We start from the raw sequence: 21209 nt of genomic DNA, 5'->3' as shown, positions 1-21209 counted from the left end.
GCACGCCGCACCGCCTCGGTGCGGCGTGCCACGCCAACCACCGAGGCGGAAGCACGGAATATCGTGTTCGACTTTCTTGAAGGCTATGACCTGCTGGGGGCTTTCTGGGTGACGGTGCAGCTCACCGTCTACTCCGCCGTAGGCTCCCTGATCTGGGGCACGTTGCTGGCCGGGATGCGCGTCAGCCCGGTCCCGCTGATGCGGGGGTTCGGCTCCGCGTACGTGAACGTGGTGCGGAACATCCCCCTCACGATCATCATCCTGTTCACCGCGATGGGGCTGGCCGACACCTTCGGTGTGACCATGGGTGCCGCCGACGACGTCAAGACGCGGGTCTTCCGGCTGGCCGTCCTCGGTCTGGTGGCGTACCACGCGGCCTTCGTCTGCGAGGCGCTGCGGTCCGGCATCAACACCGTGCCCGTCGGCCAGGCCGAGGCGGCCCGGTCGCTCGGTCTGCGGTTCACTCAGGTGCTGACGCTGGTGATCCTTCCGCAGGCGTTCCGCTCCGTCGTGGGCCCCATGGCGAACGTACTGATCGCCCTGACCAAGAACACCACCGTCGCGGCCGTGATCGGTGTGTCCGAGGCGGCCCTGCTGATGAGCGAGATGATCGAGAACGAGGCCGAGCTGCTGCTCATCTCCGCGATCTTCGCGTTCGGATTCGTGTGCCTGACGTTGCCGACCGGCCTGATCCTCGGATGGGTCAGCAAGCGAGTGGCGGTGAAGCGATGACCTCCGTCCTGTACGACACCCCGGGCCCCCGCGCCAAGGCCCGCAACATCGTCTACACCGTGGTGTTCCTGGCCGCGCTGATCGCGGTCGGCTGGTGGGCGATCGCCGTCATGGCGGACAAGGGCCAGCTGGACGCCGCGAAGTGGAAGCCGTTCGTCAGCGACTCCCGGGTGTGGACCACCTATCTGCTGCCGGCCCTGGGGAACACGCTCAAGGCCGCGGCCCTCGCACTGGTCCTCGCGCTGCCGCTGGGCGCCGTGTTCGGTGTCGCCCGGCTCTCCGACCACCGGTGGGTCCGGGGCCCGGCCGCCGCGGTCGTGGAGTTCTTCCGCGCCATCCCGGTGCTGATCCTGATGCTGTTCTCGAACGAGTTCTACGCGACGTTCACCGACATCAGCAGCGATGTGCGGCCCCTGTACGCGGTGGTCACCGGTCTCGTCCTCTACAACGCCTCGGTGCTCGCCGAAGTGGTCCGAGCCGGCATCCTGTCCCTGCCCAAGGGGCAGACCGAAGCGGCCCAGGCCATCGGCCTGCGCAAGGGCCAGACGATGACGAACATCCTGCTGCCGCAGGCCGTCACCGCGATGCTGCCGGCGATCGTGAGCCAGCTCGTCGTCATCGTGAAGGACACCGCCCTGGGCGGCGCGATGGTGGGATACGCCGAACTGCTCCGCTCGGTGCGGACGATGAGCGGGTTCTACGCGAACATCATCCCCAGCTTCATCGTCGTCGCGGTGATGTACGTCGTGCTCAACTTCCTGCTGACCAGTTTCGCCGCCTGGCTGGGCGGCAGGGTCCAGCGGGGCAGGAGGAGCTCCGGCAAAGTGCTGACGGCGGAGCAGCTCGAAGAGCTGGAGTCCGTCGGGCCCGAGCCGGTGACCGACGGGAAGTCCGACGGGTGACCTCCGGACGACCACGAACTGCGTCCCCTTCTCCGTCCGCCCGGGACGGGGAAGGGGACGCGGTCTCGTCCGGGCTCAGTGGACGGGCTTGATGACGATGCTGGCCGACATGTCGGTGGGCTCCTGATGGATCGTCAGCGTGACGTTCGCCTTCATGTCGCCCATGGGCGTCAGCAGCACGGACTTCCGGCAGCCCTTGGCCGTCGACTCGACGGTGTCGTACGTCCTGCCCCACTTCACGGAGGCTCGGGCCCGCCAGGTGGCGCAGGCGTTGTAGGTGATGCGGATCGAGTGCTTGCGCAGGTTGGGCAGCGACGTGCTCCGGTACTGCTTGTCCTCCCACTTGTACGTGTGCGGAAGGCCGCCGACCCTGATGGTGCCGGAGCGCTTGCCGAGGTAGATCTCGGAAGGACCGTCCGCCGAGGCGGAAGGCGCCGCCAGAGCGGAAGCCAGCACCGCGGTGCCGAGAAGAACAGCGGCGCGACGCCGCGTCCCGGCCTTCATGTGTTGCCGCATGATGAATCGCCTCCAGGAGAAATCCGCGCGTTGCATCCGCGCTTGAGGAAAGACCGAGCCTCGCGACGAAAGTCGCCTCACGCCGGGTAGTCGCCCCAGTTCCAGCGCCACGTGTCCTTGAAAGGCACCCGCCCGGCGTACTGGTAGACGATGGTCGCCTCGGCGTAGAACGACTTGCACTTGCTCTTCGGCGGCAGCGCCTTGATCAGGGTCGACGCCGGGGCCTTCTTGCCCGCGATGCTGTCGCGGTAGACCACCTTGGACTTCGGCTTGAAACAGTGGATCGTTCCGCTGAGGCTGGCCACACCCCGGCCCTTCGGACAGCCCTTGTCCGTTTCGAACCACGCCTTGAGATAGGTGCCGAACTGGTCCGAGTCGTACCACACCTTGAGAATCGGCTTGCCGCAGTGGACCGCCGCGGCAGACGCGACGGTGGGGGCCGTCTGCGCGGTCGCGGTGCTCGCCCCCATGGTCAGCAGAGATGCGGCGGCAGCCGCCCCGAACACCGCGCCGCGGCACAACCTGTTCGCCATCAGAATGACATTCCTCTCGTCCGGGTCCCACCTGGTGACCACCATCGTCCGACCGCGGCGGCGATATACGGATCCCCCCTCGGGGGCATGGGGCACACACCCCCCTGGAAAGGGGATTGACATACCGCCCGGCGGCACCAACGATCCGAAGTGCGAGGCGAAAATCTGATTGCGGCAACGCGCTCTTTGTGGCTGGCGCACGCCGGGGGAGGGAGCAGCACCCAGAACGGCATGCACGCACCGGATTCCCGCGGTACCGGAAATCCCGCACGCACGTCCCCTGCCGCCCTTCCCCCATCTCCCACCCGGGATCCCTCCGGGCTCCCCTCCGGCTCCCTCGGGCTTCCTCTTCCCCTTCTCCCGGATTCCTTCCGAGTTCCTCCCGGATTCCTTGCCCGTTCCTTCACGGACCGCCCTCACGGCCGGTGATTCCCGCCACCCGATATCGGTGGGGAGTCACATCCGCACAGGTCAGTGGCACCCGTTCACGGCCCGCGCGAGAACCGGCCCGCAAGGCCGGTTTCGCCTGGGTCGAACCCCGCTTGACGTGCACGCGTGACAGTCGGAGGATCGCTGCGACCGGCTGTCGTCATGACCGGACGAGGGCCTTGTCCACACGTACCGTTGCGTACGCACAACACCACACGGGGACCGCATGCTACGGGTGGGAATCATTGATGACAGATCGCTGTGCCGTGCAGGACTGCGGGAGATGCTGCGTGTCCTCGCTCCGATCGCACACCGGAAAGTACTGACCAGCGTCGTCGCCGAGGGGAAGCGCGCCCAGGCTGCCGCGCTGGTGAGGACGACGCGCCTCGACCTGCTGATCAGCGGTGACGCGGCCGGCCGGGACTCGCTGCCGCTGGTGGAGACCGTCGCCCGGCTCCCCACTCCACCGGCCGTCCTGGTGATCGCGGAGCGGATCACGGAGGAGGACGCCCGCACGCTGCTCGCCCGGGGCGCGGCCGGCGTCCTGCTGCACCGCTCGGCGCCACAGCACCTGGCCTGGGCCCTGACCGCGGTCGCCGAGGGCAGCCGCGCGCTCTCCCCCGAGATCGCCGACGCGATCGTCAGGGGGCATCCAGCTCCGGTCCTGGCCTGCGAGGGGGCGCTGGAGCGGGTCGCCGGCCTGAGCAGCCGGGAGCGCGAGGTGCTCGCCCTGCTCGGCGAGGGTCTCCCCAACCGGGCGATCGCCCAGGCCCTCCACATCAGCCCGGAGACGGTCAAGAACCACGTCCGCACCCTGTGCGTGAAACTGCGTGCGACCAGCCGGATCCACGCCGCCCGGATCGCGTGGCAGGCAGGGGTCACCGCACTGCCGGCCTGATGACCGTCACCGGGGCCCGGCCGCCGCGTGGCTGACCAACACTCAGCCACGCGGCGGCCGACGTCACTTGACGCAAGCAGCCGCTCTGGGTTGCATACGTTCTGTGATCGTGCACCCTGCTCCCCCCTTCTGTTCACACGCGTCCCTCCGGACACCGCTGCGGGCAGGGGGCGCCACGCCGTGGACCCGGTGATCATCGTCGGGGCGGGGCCCGTCGGGCTCACGCTCGCGCTGGCTCTGGCACGCCAGGAGGTGCCGACCGTCGTCCTCGACGAGGGCCCCGGCAAGGACGAGCCCCGCCTCGCCCGCACCCTCGTGCTGCGCGAGGACACCGCCGCGCTGCTGGAGCGGCTGACCGGCCGGCCGCTCGCCGAGGCCGGAGTGCGCTGGGCCGGATGGCGGTCGATGCGGCGCAAGCAGGTGATGCGTGAGATCACTTTCGACGACGCCCGGGCCGCCCCGCTGCACATCGCGCAGCACGTGGTCACCGGCGCCCTGCGCTCCGCCCTGGCGGGCGAGCGGCTGGCCGAGGTCGCCGTGGACAGCCGCCTGGACACCATCGAGCAGGAGCCGTCCGGGGTGACCGCCCACACCCGCGGCCCCCGGGGGACCTGGTGGCGCGGCAGTTACCTGGTCGGCTGCGACGGGCCGCGCTCCACCGTGCGCAAGTTGTCCGACATCCGCTTCCCCGGTCGTACGGCGGTGGAACGGCATGCCGTCGCCGCCCTGCGCACCGAACTTCCCCGGCCCGGGGACGCGCTGCTGCACCGCATGCCGCCGTGGCGGACCTCCGGCCCGACCGCCGGAGAGATCACCGCACGCCCCCTCCCGGACGGGGTCTGGCGCCTGGACTGGCTGCTGCCGCCCGGCAAGGACCTCGTCACACCCGAACTGCTGGTGACCCGGATCAGGGAGACGCTGGCGGGCTGGAACGACGGCACGACTCCGCCGTACGAACTCCTCGACACCGGTGTTCACACCGTCCACCACCGGCTGGCCCGCCGCTGGCGCTCCGACCGGGTCCTCCTCGCCGGGGACGCGGCGCACCTGCTCGGCACGCTGGGTACCCAGGGCCTCGACGAGGGGTTGCGGGACGCCGACAACCTCGCCTGGAAGCTGGCCCGGGTCTGGCACCACGGGCCGAACGAGGCCCTGCTCGACAGCTACCAGGCCGAGCGGCGCGCCGCCGTCGCCGCCCGGCTGCGCGCCGCCGACCAGGTGCTGCCGCTGCTGCGCGGGGGCGGGGGACTGCGGGCCTACGTTCCCGGTGCGGCCCGCGGCCACGATGCCCTGCTCTCCGACGGCCACCTCGGCCGGGGCCCGCTGGGCGAACCGGGCACCTACGCCGACTCGCCGCTCGCCGCCCGGCACCTGGAGGCGGAGGTGCCCGTCGACACGCCGGTGGGCGCCGCGGTCACCGATGTGCGCGTCACGGCGGAGGACGGCTCTTTCGTACAGTTGCGCGAGCGGCTGGGACGGGGCGCGCTGCTCGTCGTCCTGATCGCTCCGGGCACGGGCGTGTGGGAGCGCAAGCACTGGATGACGGCCGGGGTCATGCCCCGGCTGGCGGCGGCTGTCACGGCGCTGCCGCATCCGGCGGAGCTGCTCGTCGCCGAGGAGTACCCGGGAGCCGCGGCCCACACCGTGCTGCTGGTACGGCCCGACGGCCATCTGGTGACCGCGCTGGGCGGGGTGCGGCCGGCGGACCTGTACGCAGCGGCCGAGGCCGCGCTGGGCGGCCCGGTGAAGGAGGAGGCCGTGGCCGGCGCCGAGACGACGGCAGGGTCCGGCACGGTGTGACGGGCGCGCCGGCTCCGGGGCGCGTGCCGGCGCGGGGTGCAGTTGCCGGAGCGCGGGCGAGCGGCGTCAGGGCGCCGTCGGCTCAAGTGGCCGGGCGGTGGCGCGCCGGGGTGGGCCCCGTCGGGGCCGGGCAGCCGGTGCACCGTGCTGGGTCCCGACCTCCTGCCGTGCTGCTCCGAGCGGCGCGGTGGCAACGGACGGTTCGGCTGCCTGCGCCCAGGGCCCTTCCGGGGACGCCGGGTGAGGCGGGGGCAACGGTCAGGGCGGGCCGGGGTCAGCACCCCGTGTCGTCCCAGAGCTCCGTCTCCTCGCCCTCCGTCTCCAGCGCCTGCCGGACGACTCGGAGCGCCAGGCCCTCCGGGTAGCCCTTGCGGGCGAGCATCCCGGCGAGTCGGCGCAGGCGCTTGTCGCGATCGAGGCCGCGGGTGGCACGCAGCTTGCGGGCGACCAGCTCTCGTGCGGTCGCCTCCTCCTGCTCGGTGTCGAGCTGGGAGACGGCCTCGTCGATCAGGGCGGAGTCGACGCCCTTGGTGCGCAGCTCCCGGGCGAGCGCCCGCCGTGCCAGACCGCGGCCGTGGTGCCGCGACTCGACCCAGGCGTCCGCGAACGCCCCGTCGTCGATCAGTCCGACCTCCTCGAACCGCGACAGCACCTCGTCGGCGGCGGCGTCCGGGATCTGTCGCTTGCGCAGGGCATCGGCCAGCTGCTTGCGCGTGCGTGGGGTCCCGGTGAGCAGGCGCAGGCAGATCGCCCGTGCCCGCTCCACCGGGTCCCCCGGGGGCTGCCCCTCCTCGGCCCTCGACGAGAGAGAAGCACCTCCGTCCTCACCGGCCGGCCCGGCGGTCCCCCGCCGCCGCCGACCACGTCCGCCGCGGGGCGGATGGGCATCGCGGTCGCCCACCGCCTCCGTGCCGTCGTGACCGTCCTCGTGCCTCCTGCCGGGACCGCTTGTCCCCCGCTCCCCCGGGGCGTCGGGGCGGGTGTATGCGGCCCAGTCGGTTCGCCGTGTCACGGGTCAGCTCTTGGCAGCCGCGGCCTTGGACTTGGTGGCCTTGGCAGCCGTCGGCGCGGGCACCGTCTTGGCGGCCTCGGCCGCGGCCCCGGTCGTGGACACCGCCGCGTCCGTGCCCGGCTCGGCGGCAGGCTCCTCGGGGCGGACACCGACGCCCAGCTTCTCCTTGATCTTCTTCTCGATCTCGTTGGCCAGGTCGGGGTTGTCCTTGAGGAAGTTGCGCGCGTTCTCCTTGCCCTGGCCGAGCTGGTCGCCCTCGTACGTGTACCAGGCGCCGGCCTTGCGGACGAAGCCGTGCTCCACGCCCATGTCGATCAGGCCGCCCTCGCGGCTGATGCCCTGGCCGTAGAGGATGTCGAACTCGGCCTGCTTGAAGGGTGGGGCGACCTTGTTCTTGACGACCTTGCAGCGGGTGCGGTTGCCGACGGCCTCCGTGCCGTCCTTCAGGGTCTCGATGCGGCGGATGTCGATGCGCACCGACGCGTAGAACTTCAGCGCCCGGCCGCCGGTCGTGGTCTCCGGGGAGCCGAACATCACGCCGATCTTCTCGCGGAGCTGGTTGATGAAGATCGCCGTGGTCTTGGACTGGTTGAGCGCGCTGGTGATCTTCCGTAGGGCCTGGCTCATGAGGCGGGCCTGCAGACCGACGTGGCTGTCGCCCATCTCGCCCTCGATCTCCGCACGCGGGACGAGCGCGGCGACGGAGTCGATGACGATGAGGTCGAGGGCGCCGGAGCGGACCAGCATGTCCACGATCTCCAGGGCCTGCTCGCCGTTGTCCGGCTGGGAGAGGATCAGGTTGTCGATGTCGACGCCGAGCTTCTTGGCGTACTCGGGGTCGAGGGCGTGCTCCGCGTCCACGAACGCGACCTGGCCGCCGGCCTTCTGCGCGTTCGCCACCGCGTGCAGGGTCAGCGTGGTCTTGCCGGACGACTCCGGTCCGTAGATCTCGACGACACGGCCGCGCGGCAGGCCGCCGACGCCGAGAGCCACGTCGAGCGCGGTCGACCCGGTCGGGATGACCTCGATGGGCTCCTTGGAGCGCTCGCCCATGCGCATGACCGCGCCCTTGCCGAACTGCCGTTCAATCTGTGCGAGCGCGGCATCCAGGGCCTTCTCGCGGTCGGTTCCTGCCATGGGTTCCACCCGGTTTGCTTGAGTCGATCGCTTCACGTCAAAGACGCTAACGCCTGCCACTGACAATGCGCCCCGACGCCGGTCCGGCCTGTGGACTACCGGGGTGCATCCACCTCGAAAACGGCATAAAACATACTGCCGAGCGCCTCGCCGGAGCTTCCATGAGAATGGATGTTCGATTTTTGTGTCAAGCGCACCGCCCGGCACTTCCGAGGCTACTGTCCGCGCCGGCGAACCTTGCGGGATGCGCGTTCGTGTCCCCGAAGCCGAGCCACCGTCCGGAAGTGCGGCCTCCGAAGCCCGCCGCCGGTGGCCGGGCGACGCGAGGACGAGGCGGACCCGGGCACGTGGACCCGGGCCGCGCGGACCCGGATGGCGCACGCTCGGCTCTCGTCGGCGCGGGACGGCCACGCACGCGGTCCGGCGTCCCGGCGGAAGCGGGCCCGTCCAGCCGTGTCCCGCCCCGCACCGGTGCGGGACACCTCCGGGGCCGGCTCACCCACCGCTGCGGGACGGCTCGGCCTCCGCTGCCGGCGCGCTCACGAGCCGCTGCGGGGCGAATCGCCGACGCGGTCGCCCCCGGTGACGCCGCCGTCGGCGTCCTCCGCGGCCCGGGTGGTCCCGGTGGTCCCCTCCCGCGTACGGCCCCACGCGGCGCGCGCGCGAGTGAGCAGGCCCTGGCCCCCGCCCCGGGCGCGGTGCCCGTGGACGCGGGGGTCGTCCGTGACGTCGTACCGCCTCACGTACGCGCCCAGGAAGGCCTGGAGCGTGGCGACCGCCGGAATGGCGATCAGTGCACCCACCGCCCCCAGCAGGGCGGTACCGGCGATGACCGAGCCGAAGGCCACGGCGGGATGGATGTCGACGGTCTTGGAGGTCAGCTTCGGCTGCAGCATGTAGTTCTCGAACTGCTGGTAGACCACGACGAAGACCAGCACCCACACCGCGTACCAGGGATCGACCGTGAAGGCGATCAGCATCGGCAGCGCGCCCGCGAGGTAGGTGCCGATGGTGGGGATGAACTGGGAGACCACGCCGACCCAGACGCCGAGCACGGGCGCGTACGGGATGCCCAGGGCCTCCAGCAGGACGTAGTGCGCGATGCCCGAGATCAGCGCCATCAGGCCGCGCGAGTACAGATAGCCGCCGGTCTTGTCGACGGCGATCTCCCAGGCGCGCAGCACCTCGGCCTGCCGTGCGGGCGGCAGCAGCGAGCAGATCGTACGGCGCAGGCGGGGGCCGTCCGCCGCGAAGTAGAACGAGAACAGCCCGATCGTCAGCAGCCGGAAGAGCCCTCCGAGAACCTGCGCGGACACGTCCAGGACGCCGGTGGCGCTGTTCTGGACGTACTTGCGCAGCCAGTCGGAGTGGAGCAGGCCCTCCTGGACGTCCACCCGCCGCAGCTCGGTGCGGAAGGTGGAGTTGATCCAGTTGATGACCGAGTCGAGATAGTCCGGGAAACCCTCGACCATCTTCACGATCTGGCCCGCGAGCATCGAGCCGAGCAGGGTGACGAACCCCGCGGAGACGACCAGCAGCCCGAGGAAGACCAGGAACGCGGCGAGCCCGCGCCGCAGACCGCGACCGGCCATCCAGCTCACCGCGGGCTCGATGGCGAGCGCCAGGAAGAACGCGATGAGGATGTTGATCAGCAGACCGGTCAGCTGGTGGAAGGCCCAGCTGCCCAGCTGGAACACGGCGATGAGTGCCAGGGCGAGCACCATGGCGCGCGGCAGCCAGCGCGGCATGCGCGCGCCCGGCCTGCCGCCTTCGGCCGGTGACCGGGCGGGCGGAGTCGTGCCGAGCGGGGGTGCCTGCCGGGTGAGCTGCCCGGACTCGTCAGTGGATGCCACGGGGCAAGTCTCGCGCACGCCGCCGGTGATCGGTCGCCGTCCCGCGCTCTTCCCTCCCCCGGTCCGGCTGCCCGCACGCCGGCGGAGGCGGCGCGCGGTCCTCGGACGGTCAGCGCCGCTCGTGGGGGACGTTCATCACCGTGCACACCACGCGCCACACGTCCTTGGCGTCCCAGCCGGCCGCCAGCGCCTCGTGCACCGTACGCCCGCCGAGCTCCGCCATCACGTGGTCGCGCGCGAAGGTGTCGGCGTACCCCGTGCCGAAGTGCTCCGCCATCCGCTGCCAGAAGACCGTCAACCGCATGACTCCAGTATCCCGCCCCCGGGGTGGGCCCGAGCCAGGGGCGCTTGCCGAGACCGCTTTCCGTCCTACGGTCTGAACCATGGCCGAAAACGGAGTGTCCCCACTCCCCCCTACGCCCCCGGCGCGCTCCCCGCTCGTCCGCGCCGAACAGTTCGTCTGGCTCACCGCGCGCGTGCTGGAGCAGCGGCTCTTCGCCCACCACTTCCTGAACGGGAGCGCCGACCCGGTGGAGACCGCCCTCGACGCCCACCGCAACGACGACGGCGGATACGGCCATGCGCTGGAGCCTGATCTGCGCGGACCGGTCAGCCAGCCCCTGCACACCGCCCGCGCCCTGCACGTCCTGGACGCCATCGGACGGTGCGGCGGGCAGCGGGTGGAGCGCGCCTGCCGCTATCTGACGTCGGTCTCCACCGCGGACGGGGCCCTGCCGGCGGTCCATCCCAGCCAGCGCGGCTATCCCACGGCGCCGTTCGTCCCGGTCGTCGAGACCCCGCCGAGCGACCTGCTGGCCACCGGACCGGTCGTGGGGCTGCTCCACCGCAACGCGGTGTGGCACGCCTGGCTCTTCCGCGCCACGGACTTCTGCTGGCAGCGCATCGAGATGCTGGAAAGGTCCCACCCCTACGAGGTACGGGCCGCCGTGTCCTTCCTGGATTCGGCGCCCGACCGGCCGCGCGCCGAGGCCGCGGCCGACCGTCTCGGCCGCCTGGTGCGTGACCAGCGGCTCGCCGCCCTGGACCCGGGCGACCTGGACGCCTGGCCGGTCGCGCCCGGCTACGCCCCCGGCGAGCACCATTTCGCACACGACTACGCCCGGACCCCGGACTCCCTCGCCCGCGCGTGGTTCACCGAGGAGGAGATGGCCCGCTCCCTGGACTTCCTCGCCGCGGAGCAGCAGGACGACGGCGGCTGGCCGGTGCGCTGGCGCCGGTGGGCCCCCGCCCCCGCGCTGGAGGCGCGCCCGATCGTGACGATCGAGGCACTGCGCACCCTGCGGGCCTACGGCCGCCCCGTGGGGTGACCCCGGCCCCGGCGTGGACGACGGCACGCGCGCGGGGCGGGGCACGGCGGCTGCCCGCCGGCGCGTGCCCGCGGGGCGGGGCGCGGCGCCGCACGGTGCGGCTGCTTCGTACGGGAAGGGTGCCCCGGCCGGCGCTGCCGTGGATGCGGGACGGAGCGGTGCGGGAGCGTGTGGGCGCCGTGTCCGGGCCGCACGGGCCTCTCCCTCCCTCAGCCCGCGACGGCCCGCACCCCCGCGGTCACCACCACGGCAGCCGCCACGACCAGCAGGAAGGGCGCGCGCAGCAGGAGGGCCACTCCCGCCGCGCCCAGCCCCGCCGCTCTGGCGTCGAGTACGAGCGCGTGCCCGTCGGCGAAGGCCTGCTGCGCGGTGAGGGCGGCGAGGAGGGCCACCGGGAGCAGCGCGGCGAGCCGCCTGACGAGGGGCCGCTCCAGCACCCCCGCGGGCACGAGCAGACCGGCGAGTTTGACCGCGTAGCAGCCGACGGCGGTGACGGCGACGGCGATCCAGATGTTCATCGCGTTCCTCCCGGCGCCCCAGGGCGGACCGTCCTCTCGCGTCGGCCCACCACGTACAGCACGGCCGGAGCGGCGAGGGCGGCCACCAGCACCGGCACTCCGGCCGGCAGCACGGGCAGCAGCCCCAGGCCCAGCAGCACGGCGAGCACGGCGACCGCCCGCTCGGTGGTCGTTCTCAGCATGGGCGCCAGCAGTGCGAGGAAGACCGCGGGACCGGCCGCGTCCAGGCCCCACAGCGCGGTGTCCCCGATCGCCTCCGCGCCGAGCGCGCCGAGCAGCGTCGTCAGGTTCCACAGCAGGTAGAGGCTGAGCCCGGTGACGGCGAACCCCATGCGCGCGTTGCGCCGCGTCGGCTGGGCCAGTGACACGGCCGTCGTCTCGTCGATGACCCACTGCGCGGCGAACGGGCGCACCGCCCTCGGCAGCGCCAGCAGCTGCGACAGGCGCAGCCCGTAGAACGCGTTGCGCACACCGAGGAAGAGTGCGCCCGCCGCGGCGGTGACGGCGCCGCCGCCCGCCGCGAGAGCGCCCACCAGCGCGAACTGCGAGGCTCCGGTGAACACCAGGAGGCTCAGCGCGCAGCTCTGCCACACCGTGAGCCCGCTGCCGGCCGAGGTCACCCCGAAGGCGAACCCGGACAGGCCTACGGCGACCCCGACGCCGAGGGCGTCGCGTACGACGACCCTGTCCGGCCGCTCCCCGGCCGCTCCCGCTCCTCGTACCGCTCCCGCTGCCCCCGCCGCTCCCCCGGTTCCTCCCGTTCTCCCCGTGTCCCCTGCCCCTGCCCCTGCCCCTGCCCCTGCGTTCGGCGTGTCCTCGACTGCTGTCCGTTCTGCCACGCCTCGGACGGTACGAGCAGCCGCCCCCGCACGTCTTGTACGTTCTTGCGGCCCCCGTTGCGCTCGCGCCGGTACGCGCCCGGAGGAACCCCCACGATCCGCGAGAAGTGCCGGTTGAGGTGCGGCTGGTCGGTGAACCCCACCGCCACGGCGGCCTCCGCGGGCGTCGTCCCCGCGTCCAGCAGCCGCCGGGCACGCCGCACCCGGGCGTCCGTCAACCAGGTGTGCGGCGGCATGCCGTAGGCGTCCCGGAAGGACCGCAGCAGCGAGAAGGGGCTCGTTCCGAGGTCCGCGGCGAGCCGCTCCAGCGTCGGCGGCGCGGCCATGCGCTCCTCCAGCACCGCACGCGCGCGTGCGGCCGTGCGAGCTCCCGCCGTCCGCACCTCCCGTGCCGGCAGCCGCCCGCCGTTCAGCCGCAGCAGGCGGGTCACGGCCATCCGCAGCAGGGTGTCGGCGGCCAGGGCGTTGCCCTCGTCGGCAGCCCGCAGGACCTGGTGGACCAGACCGACGGCGTAGGGATCGTCCAGCACCGGGCTGACGAATCCCGGTGTGCCGCGCAGAAGCGTCGTCTCCGCGGCGATCTCCGCCACGACCTCGGGCGACGGATACACGGCCCCGTACCGCCACCCCTCGGGCACTCCGGCCCGGCCGGTGTGCGGCGTGTCCGGGTTGACCAGCGCGAGGGAGCCGGCCGCCGCGTACTGGTCGCCGTCGCCGTGGTGGAAGACCTCCACCCCTTCGGCGACGGCGGCGATCACGAAGTGCTCGTGCGTGTGCCGCACGAAGGTCTTGCGGACGTAGCGGGCCCGCAGCAGGTCGACGCCGGGCAGCTCCGCGTACCGCCAGTGCCGCGCCTGCTCTCCCGAACCCGCCATCCCCTCATTGTCCGCCACACCGGCCGGCCCCACCGCGGCCCCGCCCGCCGCCCGGGCCGCGGCGCCGGGCCGCCGCCGCACCCGCCGGCCCGCGGCCTCGCCCCGGACCGCGGGCGCCACGCGGGCCGCCCGCCCGGTCCGCCCCCGCTCCGCCCGCCGCCGGTGCCCGGCGGCTGCCGGTACCTGAGGGCTGCCGGTGCCGCGTTCCCCCAGGTCGGCGGGATTGTCAGTGGAGGGGTGCAGGATGGACGCATGGTCAGCTCCGCCCACCGAGCCCTCGGCGGCTTCTCCCCCGCGACCCGCGGCTGGTTCGCGGGGGCGTTCTCCGCGCCCACCGCCGCGCAGGCGGGTGCGTGGCAGGCCATCCGCGCGGGATCGGACGTGCTGGTCGTCGCGCCGACCGGGTCGGGGAAGACCCTGGCGGCCTTCCTGGCCGCCCTGGACCAGCTGGCCTCGACACCCCCGCCGGCCGACCCGAAGAAGCGCTGCCGCGTCCTGTACGTCTCCCCGCTCAAGGCCCTGGCCGTCGATGTCGAGCGCAATCTGCGCAGCCCGCTGACCGGCATCCGCCAGGAGTCGGTCCGCCTGGGGCTGCCCGAGCCGGAGGTGAAGGTCGGCATCCGCTCCGGCGACACCCCGCCCGCCGAGCGCCGGGCCCTGTCCAGCCGCCCGCCCGACATCCTGATCACCACCCCGGAGTCGCTGTTCCTGATGCTGACGTCGGCCACGCGCGACGCGCTGACCGGCGTGGAGACGGTGATCCTGGACGAGGTGCACGCGGTCGCGGGCACCAAGCGGGGCGCGCATCTCGCCCTGTCCCTGGAGCGGCTGGACGAGCTGCTGCCGACGCCGGCCCGACGCGTCGGCCTGTCGGCCACGGTCCGCCCGGTGGACGAGGTCGCGCGCTACCTCTCGCCGCGCCGCAAGGTGGAGATCGTCCAACCGGCGTCCGGCAAGGAGTTCGACCTCTCCGTGGTCGTCCCGGTGGAGGACCTGGGCGAACTGGGCGGTTCCCCGGTCGCCGACGGCGGCGAGGGCGCCGAGCGCCCGTCGATCTGGCCGCACGTCGAGGAGCGGATCACCGATCTGGTCCAGGCGCACCGCTCGACCATCGTGTTCGCCAACTCCCGCCGACTCGCCGAGCGCCTGTGCAACCGGCTCAACGAGATCGCGTACGAACGGGCCACCGGGGAGTCCCTGGACGAGCACCACGCGCCGGCCGAGCTCATGGGCGGTTCGGGCGCGGCACAGGGGGCGCCCGCCGTCGTCGCGCGCGCCCACCACGGCTCGGTCTCCAAGGAGCAGCGCGCCCTGGTCGAGGAGGACCTCAAGGCCGGCCGCCTGCCCGCTGTCGTCGCCACCTCCAGCCTCGAACTCGGCATCGACATGGGGGCCGTCGACCTCGTCGTCCAGGTCGAGTCCCCGCCCTCCGTGGCCTCCGGCCTCCAGCGCGTGGGCCGCGCCGGCCACCAGGTGGGCGCGGTCTCCACGGGTGTCGTCTTCCCGAAGTACCGCGGAGACCTGGTGCAGGCCGCCGTCGTCACCGAACGGATGCGCACGGGCTCCATCGAGTCCCTGAGGGTGCCCGCCAACCCGCTCGACGTGCTCGCCCAGCAGCTCGTCGCGATGACGTCCATGGACAGCTGGCAGTTCGACGACCTGCTGGCGGCGGTACGCCGCGCGGCACCGTTCGCCTCCCTGCCCGAGTCGGCCTTCACGGCCGTCGTGGACATGCTCGCCGGCCGGTATCCGTCCGATGCCTTCGCCGAGCTGCGTCCACGCGTGGTGTGGGACCGGGTGACCGGCGCGATCACCGGCCGCCCCGGCGCCCAGCGCCTGGCCGTCACCTCCGGTGGCACGATCCCCGACCGGGGCCTGTTCGGGGTGTTCCTGGCAGGCGCCGACCCGAAGAAGGGCGGCGGCCGAGTCGGCGAGCTGGACGAGGAGATGGTCTACGAGTCCCGCGTGGGCGACGTCTTCACGCTCGGCACCAGCTCGTGGCGCATCGAGGACATCACCCGCGACCGCGTCCTGGTCTCCCCCGCCCCCGGCGTCCCGGGCCGCCTGCCCTTCTGGAAGGGCGACCAGCTGGGCCGCCCTCTCGAACTGGGCCGCGCGGTGGGCGCGTTCCTGCGCGAGGTCGGCTCGCTGCCCCGGGAGGACGCACGGCTGCGCCTGCTGACCGCGGGCCTCGACGCCTGGGCCGCGGACAACGTGCTGTCCTACCTGGAGGAGCAGCGCACGGCCTGCGGCCACGTCCCGGACGACCGCACCATCGTCGTGGAGCGTTTCCGCGACGAGCTCGGCGACTGGCGGGTCGTGGTCCACTCACCCTTCGGCGCCCAGGTCCACGCGCCCTGGGCGCTCGCGCTCGGCGCGCGCCTGTCCGAGCGGTACGGCATGGACGCCCAGGTCATGCACGCCGACGACGGCATCGTGCTGCGCCTGCCGGACGCCGACCTGATGGGCCTTGACCTGCTGGACCAGGAACCGACGCGCACCGGCACCGAGTACGACGCCGAACAGGCGCCCGTCGGCGCGGCGGACGTCGTCTTCGACAAGGGCGAGGTCGACGGGATCGTCACCGACCAGGTCGGCGGCTCGGCGCTGTTCGCCTCCCGGTTCCGCGAGTGCGCCGCCCGCGCGCTGCTGCTGCCGCGCCGCAACCCCGGCCGGCGCACCCCGCTGTGGCAGCAGCGCCAGCGTGCCGCCCAGCTGCTGGAGGTGGCGAGCGAGTTCGGTTCGTTCCCGATCGTCCTGGAGGCGGTCCGCGAATGTCTCCAGGACGTCTTCGACGTCCCCGGGCTGGTCGAGCTGATGGGGGATCTGGAGGCCCGCAGGGTGCGCCTGGTGGAGGTCACCACGCCGGAGCCCTCCCCCTTCGCCCGCTCGCTGCTCTTCGGCTACGTCGCCCAGTTCCTGTACGAGGGCGACTCGCCGCTCGCCGAACGCCGCGCCGCCGCGCTGTCGCTGGACTCCCGGCTTCTGGCCGAACTGCTGGGCCAGGCCGAACTGCGCGAACTGCTCGACGCGGACGTGCTCGCCGAACTGGAGCGGGAGTTGCAGTGGCTCACCGAGGACCGCCGCGTCAAGGACGCCGAGGGTGTCGCCGACGTGCTGCGCCTGCTCGGCCCCCTCACCGACGCCGAACTCGCCGAGCGGGGAGCCGACCCGCACTGGGCGGGGGAACTGGCCGCTGCCCGGCGCGCCATCCGGGTGCGGATCGCCGGCGCCGACCACTGGGCGGCGATCGAGGACGCGGGCCGCCTGCGCGACGCGCTCGGCACGGCTCTGCCGGTCGGCGTGCCGGAGGCCTTCACCGAACCCGTCAAGGACCCCCTGGGCGACCTTCTCGCCCGGCACGCCCGCTCGCACGGCCCGTTCACCTCCGCGACGGCCGCCGCCCGGTTCGGTCTGGGCGTGGCCGTCACCGAGGGCGCCCTGCAACGGCTCGCCGCGGCGGGCCGGGTCGTCCAGGGCGAGTTCCACCCGGCCGGCATCGGGCAGGAGTGGTGCGACGCGGCGGTGCTGCGGCGTCTGCGCCGGCGGTCCCTCGCCGCGTTGCGGCACGAGCTGGAGCCCGTACCGCCGCCCGCGCTGGCCCAGTTCCTCCCCCAGTGGCAGCACATCGGCACGGGCCACTCGCTGCGGGGCATCGACGGACTGGTGCGCGCCGTGGAGCAGTTGCAGGGAGCGTCCGTGCCGGCCTCCGCCTTGGAGAAGCTCGTCCTGCCGTCCCGGGTGAGGGACTACACCCCGGCGATGCTCGACGAACTCACCGCCGCCGGCGAGTTGGTGTGGGCCGGCGCGGGCTCACTGCCCGGCAAGGACGGCTGGGTGTCGCTGTATCTCGCGGACGCGGCCCCGCTGCTCCTCCCGCCGCCGCACCCGCTGGAGCCGACGGCCCTGCACCAGTCCGTCCTGGACGCCCTGTCCGGCGGCTACGGCCTGTTCTTCCGGCAGATCGCCGACCAGGTCCGCGCGACCACCCACCCCGAGGCGACCGACCCGCAACTGGCCGACGTCCTGTGGGACCTGGCCTGGTCCGGCCGGCTCACCAACGACACACTCGCGCCGATGCGGGCCCTGCTCGGCTCCGGCCGCACCGCCGGTTCCACGGCCCATCGCGCCAGGCGCGCCGTCCCGCGCGGACGTTACGGTGCGCTCACCGCCGCCGCCCGCACCGCGTCCCGCAGCGGCCCGCCCACGGTCGCCGGCCGCTGGTCCCTGCTCCCGGCACGCGAGCAGGACCCGACCGTGCGCGCCCACGCCCTGGCCCGAGCCCTCCTCGACCGGCACGGCGTGGTGACCCGGGGCGCCGTGGCCGCCGAGGGCGTCGAGGGTGGGTTCTCGGCGACGTACCGCATCCTGTCCGCCTTCGAGGAGAGCGGTCAGGCCCGGCGCGGCTACGTCGTGGAAGGCCTGGGGGCCGCCCAGTTCGCGATGGACGGCGCGGTGGACCGCCTGCGCGCGGTCGCCAACGCCCGTGAACGCGGCGACGGGGGTCCGGCAACGGCGTTCCCGGGCACCGCCGCAGACGGCGGCACCCCCGCCGCGGACGTTTTCGGCTCACCCTTCGGCGACGTGGACGCAGAGTCCGGCTTCCCCGCATTCCCCGACCTGCCGGACCTCCCCGATGGTCCGGATGCCGGGCGGCGCACCGCCCGCGACGAGTACGTCTCTCCACGCGACCGGGTCGCGCCGGGTGCGGGAGGCCCCCGGGGCGGCGGCTCCGGCTTCCCGTACGGCGCGGGTTTCGCGGACCGTCTCCGGCGCTCCCCGTCCGCCGCGTCCCGGGCCGTCGTGCTGGCCGCCGCCGACCCCGCCAACGCCTACGGCGCCGCCCTGCCCTGGCCGGAGCCCCCGACCGGTGCCGGGCACAAGCCGGGCCGCAAGGCGGGCGCCCTCGTGGTGCTGGTGGACGGCGAGCCCGCGCTGTACATGGAACGCGGTGGCAAGACCCTGCTGGCCTGGCCCGAGGATCCGGACGCCACGGTCACGGACGATCCGCGTCTGCCGGCCGCCGCGGAGGCCCTCGCCGCGGCCGCCCGCGCCGGGGTGCTCGGGACGGTCACCGTCGAGCGGGTCAACGGCGCCCCGGCCCTGACGTCCCCCCTCGGCACCCTGCTGGAGGAGGCCGGCTTCATCGCCACGCCGAGGGGCCTGCGACTGCGGGCGTGACCGGGAAGCGCCTCCGGCACCCCGCCCGCCCCGCTCGCGTGCCACCCTTGACCCATGCCCGAAGGAGACACCGTCTGGCAGGCCGCGAGGCGGCTGCACGAGGCCCTGGCAGGCAAGGTGCTGATCCGCAGCGACCTGCGGGTGCCCCGGTACGCGACGGCCGACCTCAGCGGCCGCACCGTCCTGGGCGTCGTCCCGCGCGGGAAGCACCTGCTGACCCGCGTCGAGGGCGGCCTGACCCTGCACTCGCACCTGATGATGGACGGGGCGTGGAAGGTGTACGCCCCCGGCCAGCGCTTCAGGGGCGGCCCGGCCCACCAGATCCGCGCCGTCCTCGGCACCGGCGACCGCACGGCCGTCGGCTACCGCCTCACCGTGCTCGACCTGCTGCGCACGGCCGACGAGGACCGCGTCGTGGGCCATCTGGGACCGGACCTGCTGGGTCCGGACTGGGACGCCGAACGCGCCCTCGCCCGTCTTCTGCAGGACCCCGCCCGCTCCCTGGGCGAGGCCTTGCTGGACCAGCGCAACCTGGCCGGCATCGGCAACATCTACAAGAGTGAGCTGTGCTTCGTGCTGGGCGCGACACCCTGGCTCCCGATCGGCGCCCTGCCGGCCGACCGCGTCGCGCATCTGCCGACGCTCGCCCAGCGGATGCTGGAAGCCAACCGGGACCGTCCGGTCCGCAGCACGACGGGCCGCCGCGGCCAGGACCTGTTCGTGTACGGCCGCGCGCCGCGCCCTTGCCTGCGCTGCACCACCCCCATCCGGCTCGCCAACCAGGGGGACGGTTCGCGCGAGCGCCCGACGTACTGGTGCCCGAGCTGCCAGACGGGACCGGCACCCGCCCCCGGTGCCGGCACCGGACGGTCAGCACGCCTCGGGTCCCGCTGACGGTCCCCGCGCCGTGCCTCCCGGCGCCGTGGCGTGCGGGTCCCGGTCGGCATGCGGGCGCGCAGGCGCCGAACCCCTCTCGACGGTGCGGCCTGGTGTATCCCCACCGCGTCCCGCCGGTGAGCCGAATGTCTCGTTCACAGCGGGTCGGGCCCTCCGTCCGAACGGTGCGGCTGCGGTGCCGGGTTGCCGCCCGCGTCGGCGTCCCCGCCCCGCGCACCCGCTCGCCAGGCGTCCCGCCACCGTCCCTCGCGCAGGGCTCCCGCGGCGCACGCCCGAGGCACGCAGTGCACGGGCAGCACGCTCAACCCCCAGCCACCGATCGCGACTGCCCCCTCCAGGGCGCCCGCTCCCGGCACCAGGGCGAGTCGCAGCACAGCCCACCACCACACCGCCCCGAGCCCCAGAACGGCCACCCGGCGCGCTGCCCGACCCGCCATGGCGGTCACCTCCAGCCGGACGCCAGGACTCCACCCTTGCAGACGGCAAGGGTGCACAGCGGTGACGAGGCCACGTACACACCCCGCAGGGCGAACGGCCCCGCCTCGCACTGTCAGCTGTTCTCGGCCTGGAACATCCAGTGGTGCTTCTCCAGATCGGCCGTGATGCCGATGAAGAGGTCCTGGCTGACCGGGTCCGCGTCACCGGTCGCCGCCACGCGTTCCCGCATCCGGGTGATGACGGCACCCAGCGCGTCCACGAGCGCGCCCACCGCGGCGGAGTCCTTGACCCAGCCCTCGTCCACCGTGGCGATGCCGCTGCCCGCCGCCACGGTCGCCGCCCGCCCGTCGGGCGAGACGCCGAGCGCGGAGGCGCGCTCCGCGACGGTGTCGGAGTGCGTGCGGGCGGTGTCCACGACCTCGTCGAGTTGGAGGTGGACGGACCTGAACCGCGGTCCGACGACGTTCCAGTGCACCTGCTTCGCGACGAGCGCGAGATCGATCAGGTCGACGAGCGCGCCCTGCAGCGCCTCGGCGACGGTCTTCAGGTCCGCGTCGGACAGGGGACTCTTCACGACGTACATCCACGCCTCCATCGGTCACCGGTCGTGCCGTTCCACGATGACCGCCGAACAGAACTCCGGCAAACGCGCCGAGAAGCACCCGACGACGCCACCCGCCGACGCTTGAACATCCGGAAGCGGAGGCCGCGCCGGCACCGGGGCCGCCGAAGGACGCGAAGGGTGCCCAGGACCGCGGTGCCCCCGGAAACGCGAAAACCCCGACCGTACCCCTCCGGTGTTCCGGAGAAGCCTTGGCCGGGGCCTCACAGACGTGCCTCAGGCAGCGACGACGTCCACCGCTTCGGCGGGCGCCTTGATGGTCACCCGTTCCGGTGGCACACCCGTCACCGACACGGAGCCCAGCATCGGGCGAACCGGTGCGGACACAGGCTCGCTCGGGGTCGCCGCAGCAGACCGGGCCAGCTCGGCGAGGGCGAGTTCGTCACTCACTTCCCGCATGAGCTCGGACATCCGTACGTCCAGCGCGTCGCAGATGGCGGAGAGCAGCTCGGAGGAAGCCTCCTTCTGCCCCCGCTCCACCTCGGAGAGATAGCCGAGTGACACTCGGGCGGACGAGGAGACTTCGCGCAGAGTACGGCCCTGGCGCTGGCGCTGCCGACGCAGCACGTCACCCAGCAGGCGACGGAGCAGAATCATCGGTGGCTCCCTCCTCGGACCGAGTAGCCGCATCCTTCTCGCCCCACCGTACCGCCTTGCGCCGCGGCCGTGCGGGGAGCGATGTCGTGTTCACTCAGGGCT

General features: G+C 73.3%; 18 protein-coding genes and 1 pseudogene. 7 read left to right on the top strand and 12 right to left on the bottom strand.

The window, feature by feature from the left end; translation table 11 throughout:
• Positions 1 to 63 precede the first annotated feature (63 nt).
• Both JS756_RS20465 and JS756_RS20460 read left to right on the top strand, forming a co-directional pair.
• The gene (locus JS756_RS20465; protein WP_205384585.1) at positions 64 to 732 is read left to right on the top strand and encodes an amino acid ABC transporter permease; all 669 of its coding nucleotides are present in this window, start codon (positions 64 to 66) and stop codon (positions 730 to 732) included.
• Positions 729 to 1634, top strand: a complete 906-nt coding sequence (locus JS756_RS20460; protein WP_205384584.1) for an amino acid ABC transporter permease — start codon at positions 729 to 731, stop codon at positions 1632 to 1634. The genes JS756_RS20465 and JS756_RS20460 overlap by 4 nt, the downstream gene beginning before the upstream one ends.
• 75 nt (positions 1635 to 1709) lie before the next feature.
• On the opposite strand, the gene JS756_RS20455 is transcribed toward JS756_RS20460, so the two are convergent.
• On the bottom strand, positions 1710 to 2150 hold the full coding sequence (locus JS756_RS20455) for a hypothetical protein (RefSeq protein WP_205384583.1): 441 nt from the start codon (positions 2148 to 2150) through the stop codon (positions 1710 to 1712).
• A 77-nt stretch (positions 2151 to 2227) separates the two neighbouring features.
• Positions 2228 to 2683 carry a hypothetical protein gene (locus JS756_RS20450; protein ID WP_205384582.1) on the bottom strand — a complete coding sequence of 152 codons (456 nt, stop codon included), beginning with the start codon at positions 2681 to 2683 and terminating at the stop codon, positions 2228 to 2230.
• 712 nt (positions 2684 to 3395) lie between these two features.
• On the opposite strand from JS756_RS20450, the gene JS756_RS20445 reads away from it, so the two are divergent.
• Positions 3396 to 4010, top strand: a complete 615-nt coding sequence (locus JS756_RS20445) for a response regulator transcription factor (protein ID WP_205384581.1) — start codon at positions 3396 to 3398, stop codon at positions 4008 to 4010.
• 180 nt (positions 4011 to 4190) lie between these two features.
• Positions 4191 to 5810 (top strand): FAD-dependent monooxygenase, encoded by a 1620-nt coding sequence (locus JS756_RS20440; protein WP_205384580.1) that lies wholly within the window; start codon positions 4191 to 4193, stop codon positions 5808 to 5810.
• A 274-nt stretch (positions 5811 to 6084) separates the two neighbouring features.
• Here the strand turns inward: JS756_RS20440 and recX are convergent, their stop codons facing one another.
• From recX to JS756_RS20420, 4 genes are all read right to left on the bottom strand, one after another.
• Positions 6085 to 6822 carry a recombination regulator RecX gene (recX, locus tag JS756_RS20435; RefSeq protein WP_205384579.1) on the bottom strand — a complete coding sequence of 246 codons (738 nt, stop codon included), beginning with the start codon at positions 6820 to 6822 and terminating at the stop codon, positions 6085 to 6087.
• Positions 6823 to 6825: 3 nt separating this feature from the next.
• Complete coding sequence (gene recA, locus JS756_RS20430) at positions 6826 to 7959, bottom strand: recombinase RecA (protein ID WP_205384578.1); 1134 nt, start codon at positions 7957 to 7959, stop codon at positions 6826 to 6828.
• A gap of 539 nt (positions 7960 to 8498) precedes the next feature.
• The gene (locus tag JS756_RS20425; protein WP_205384577.1) at positions 8499 to 9812 is read right to left on the bottom strand and encodes an AI-2E family transporter; all 1314 of its coding nucleotides are present in this window, start codon (positions 9810 to 9812) and stop codon (positions 8499 to 8501) included.
• Positions 9813 to 9921: 109 nt separating this feature from the next.
• Entirely contained in the window at positions 9922 to 10116 is a 195-nt protein-coding gene (locus tag JS756_RS20420) for a DUF3046 domain-containing protein (protein WP_205384576.1), read from the bottom strand.
• Positions 10117 to 10195: 79 nt separating this feature from the next.
• Here JS756_RS20420 and JS756_RS20415 point away from each other — a divergent pair, with 79 nt between their 5' ends.
• Positions 10196 to 11140 (top strand): hypothetical protein, encoded by a 945-nt coding sequence (locus JS756_RS20415; RefSeq protein ID WP_205384575.1) that lies wholly within the window; start codon positions 10196 to 10198, stop codon positions 11138 to 11140.
• 209 nt (positions 11141 to 11349) lie between these two features.
• Here the strand turns inward: JS756_RS20415 and JS756_RS20410 are convergent, their stop codons facing one another.
• From JS756_RS20410 to JS756_RS20400, 3 genes and pseudogenes are all read right to left on the bottom strand, one after another.
• The gene (locus JS756_RS20410; protein ID WP_205384574.1) at positions 11350 to 11658 is read right to left on the bottom strand and encodes an AzlD domain-containing protein; all 309 of its coding nucleotides are present in this window, start codon (positions 11656 to 11658) and stop codon (positions 11350 to 11352) included.
• A complete protein-coding gene (locus JS756_RS20405; protein ID WP_205384573.1) occupies positions 11655 to 12497 on the bottom strand; it encodes an AzlC family ABC transporter permease in 843 nt (280 codons plus the stop codon). Before JS756_RS20405 ends, JS756_RS20410 begins: the two co-directional genes overlap by 4 nt.
• Before the next feature lie 125 nt (positions 12498 to 12622).
• Positions 12623 to 13372: pseudogene (locus JS756_RS20400) on the bottom strand (AraC family transcriptional regulator); the annotation flags it as partial.
• Positions 13373 to 13624: 252 nt separating this feature from the next.
• On the opposite strand from JS756_RS20400, the gene JS756_RS20395 reads away from it, so the two are divergent.
• Positions 13625 to 18553 carry an ATP-dependent helicase gene (locus tag JS756_RS20395; protein ID WP_205384572.1) on the top strand — a complete coding sequence of 1643 codons (4929 nt, stop codon included), beginning with the start codon at positions 13625 to 13627 and terminating at the stop codon, positions 18551 to 18553.
• 54 nt (positions 18554 to 18607) lie between these two features.
• A complete protein-coding gene (locus JS756_RS20390; protein WP_205384571.1) occupies positions 18608 to 19447 on the top strand; it encodes an Fpg/Nei family DNA glycosylase in 840 nt (279 codons plus the stop codon).
• Positions 19448 to 19584: 137 nt separating this feature from the next.
• Here JS756_RS20390 and JS756_RS20385 read toward each other — a convergent pair whose 3' ends face one another.
• The 3 genes from JS756_RS20385 to JS756_RS20375 all read right to left on the bottom strand — a co-directional run bounded on the left by JS756_RS20385 (position 19585) and on the right by JS756_RS20375 (position 21107).
• Positions 19585 to 19887, bottom strand: coding sequence for a hypothetical protein (locus JS756_RS20385; protein WP_240204079.1), 303 nt, complete (start codon positions 19885 to 19887; stop codon positions 19585 to 19587).
• A 113-nt stretch (positions 19888 to 20000) separates the two neighbouring features.
• Positions 20001 to 20471, bottom strand: a complete 471-nt coding sequence (locus JS756_RS20380) for a Dps family protein (protein ID WP_205384570.1) — start codon at positions 20469 to 20471, stop codon at positions 20001 to 20003.
• Positions 20472 to 20726: 255 nt separating this feature from the next.
• On the bottom strand, positions 20727 to 21107 hold the full coding sequence (locus JS756_RS20375; RefSeq protein ID WP_205384569.1) for a helix-turn-helix domain-containing protein: 381 nt from the start codon (positions 21105 to 21107) through the stop codon (positions 20727 to 20729).
• Positions 21108 to 21209 lie beyond the last annotated feature (102 nt).

The organism is Streptomyces actuosus (genome assembly GCF_016921115.1).
Classification (GTDB): Bacteria; Actinomycetota; Actinomycetes; order Streptomycetales; family Streptomycetaceae; genus Streptomyces; species Streptomyces actuosus_A.
Note: the sequence above shows the minus strand (reverse complement) of the source record. Positions and strands in the feature narration are given on the sequence as shown.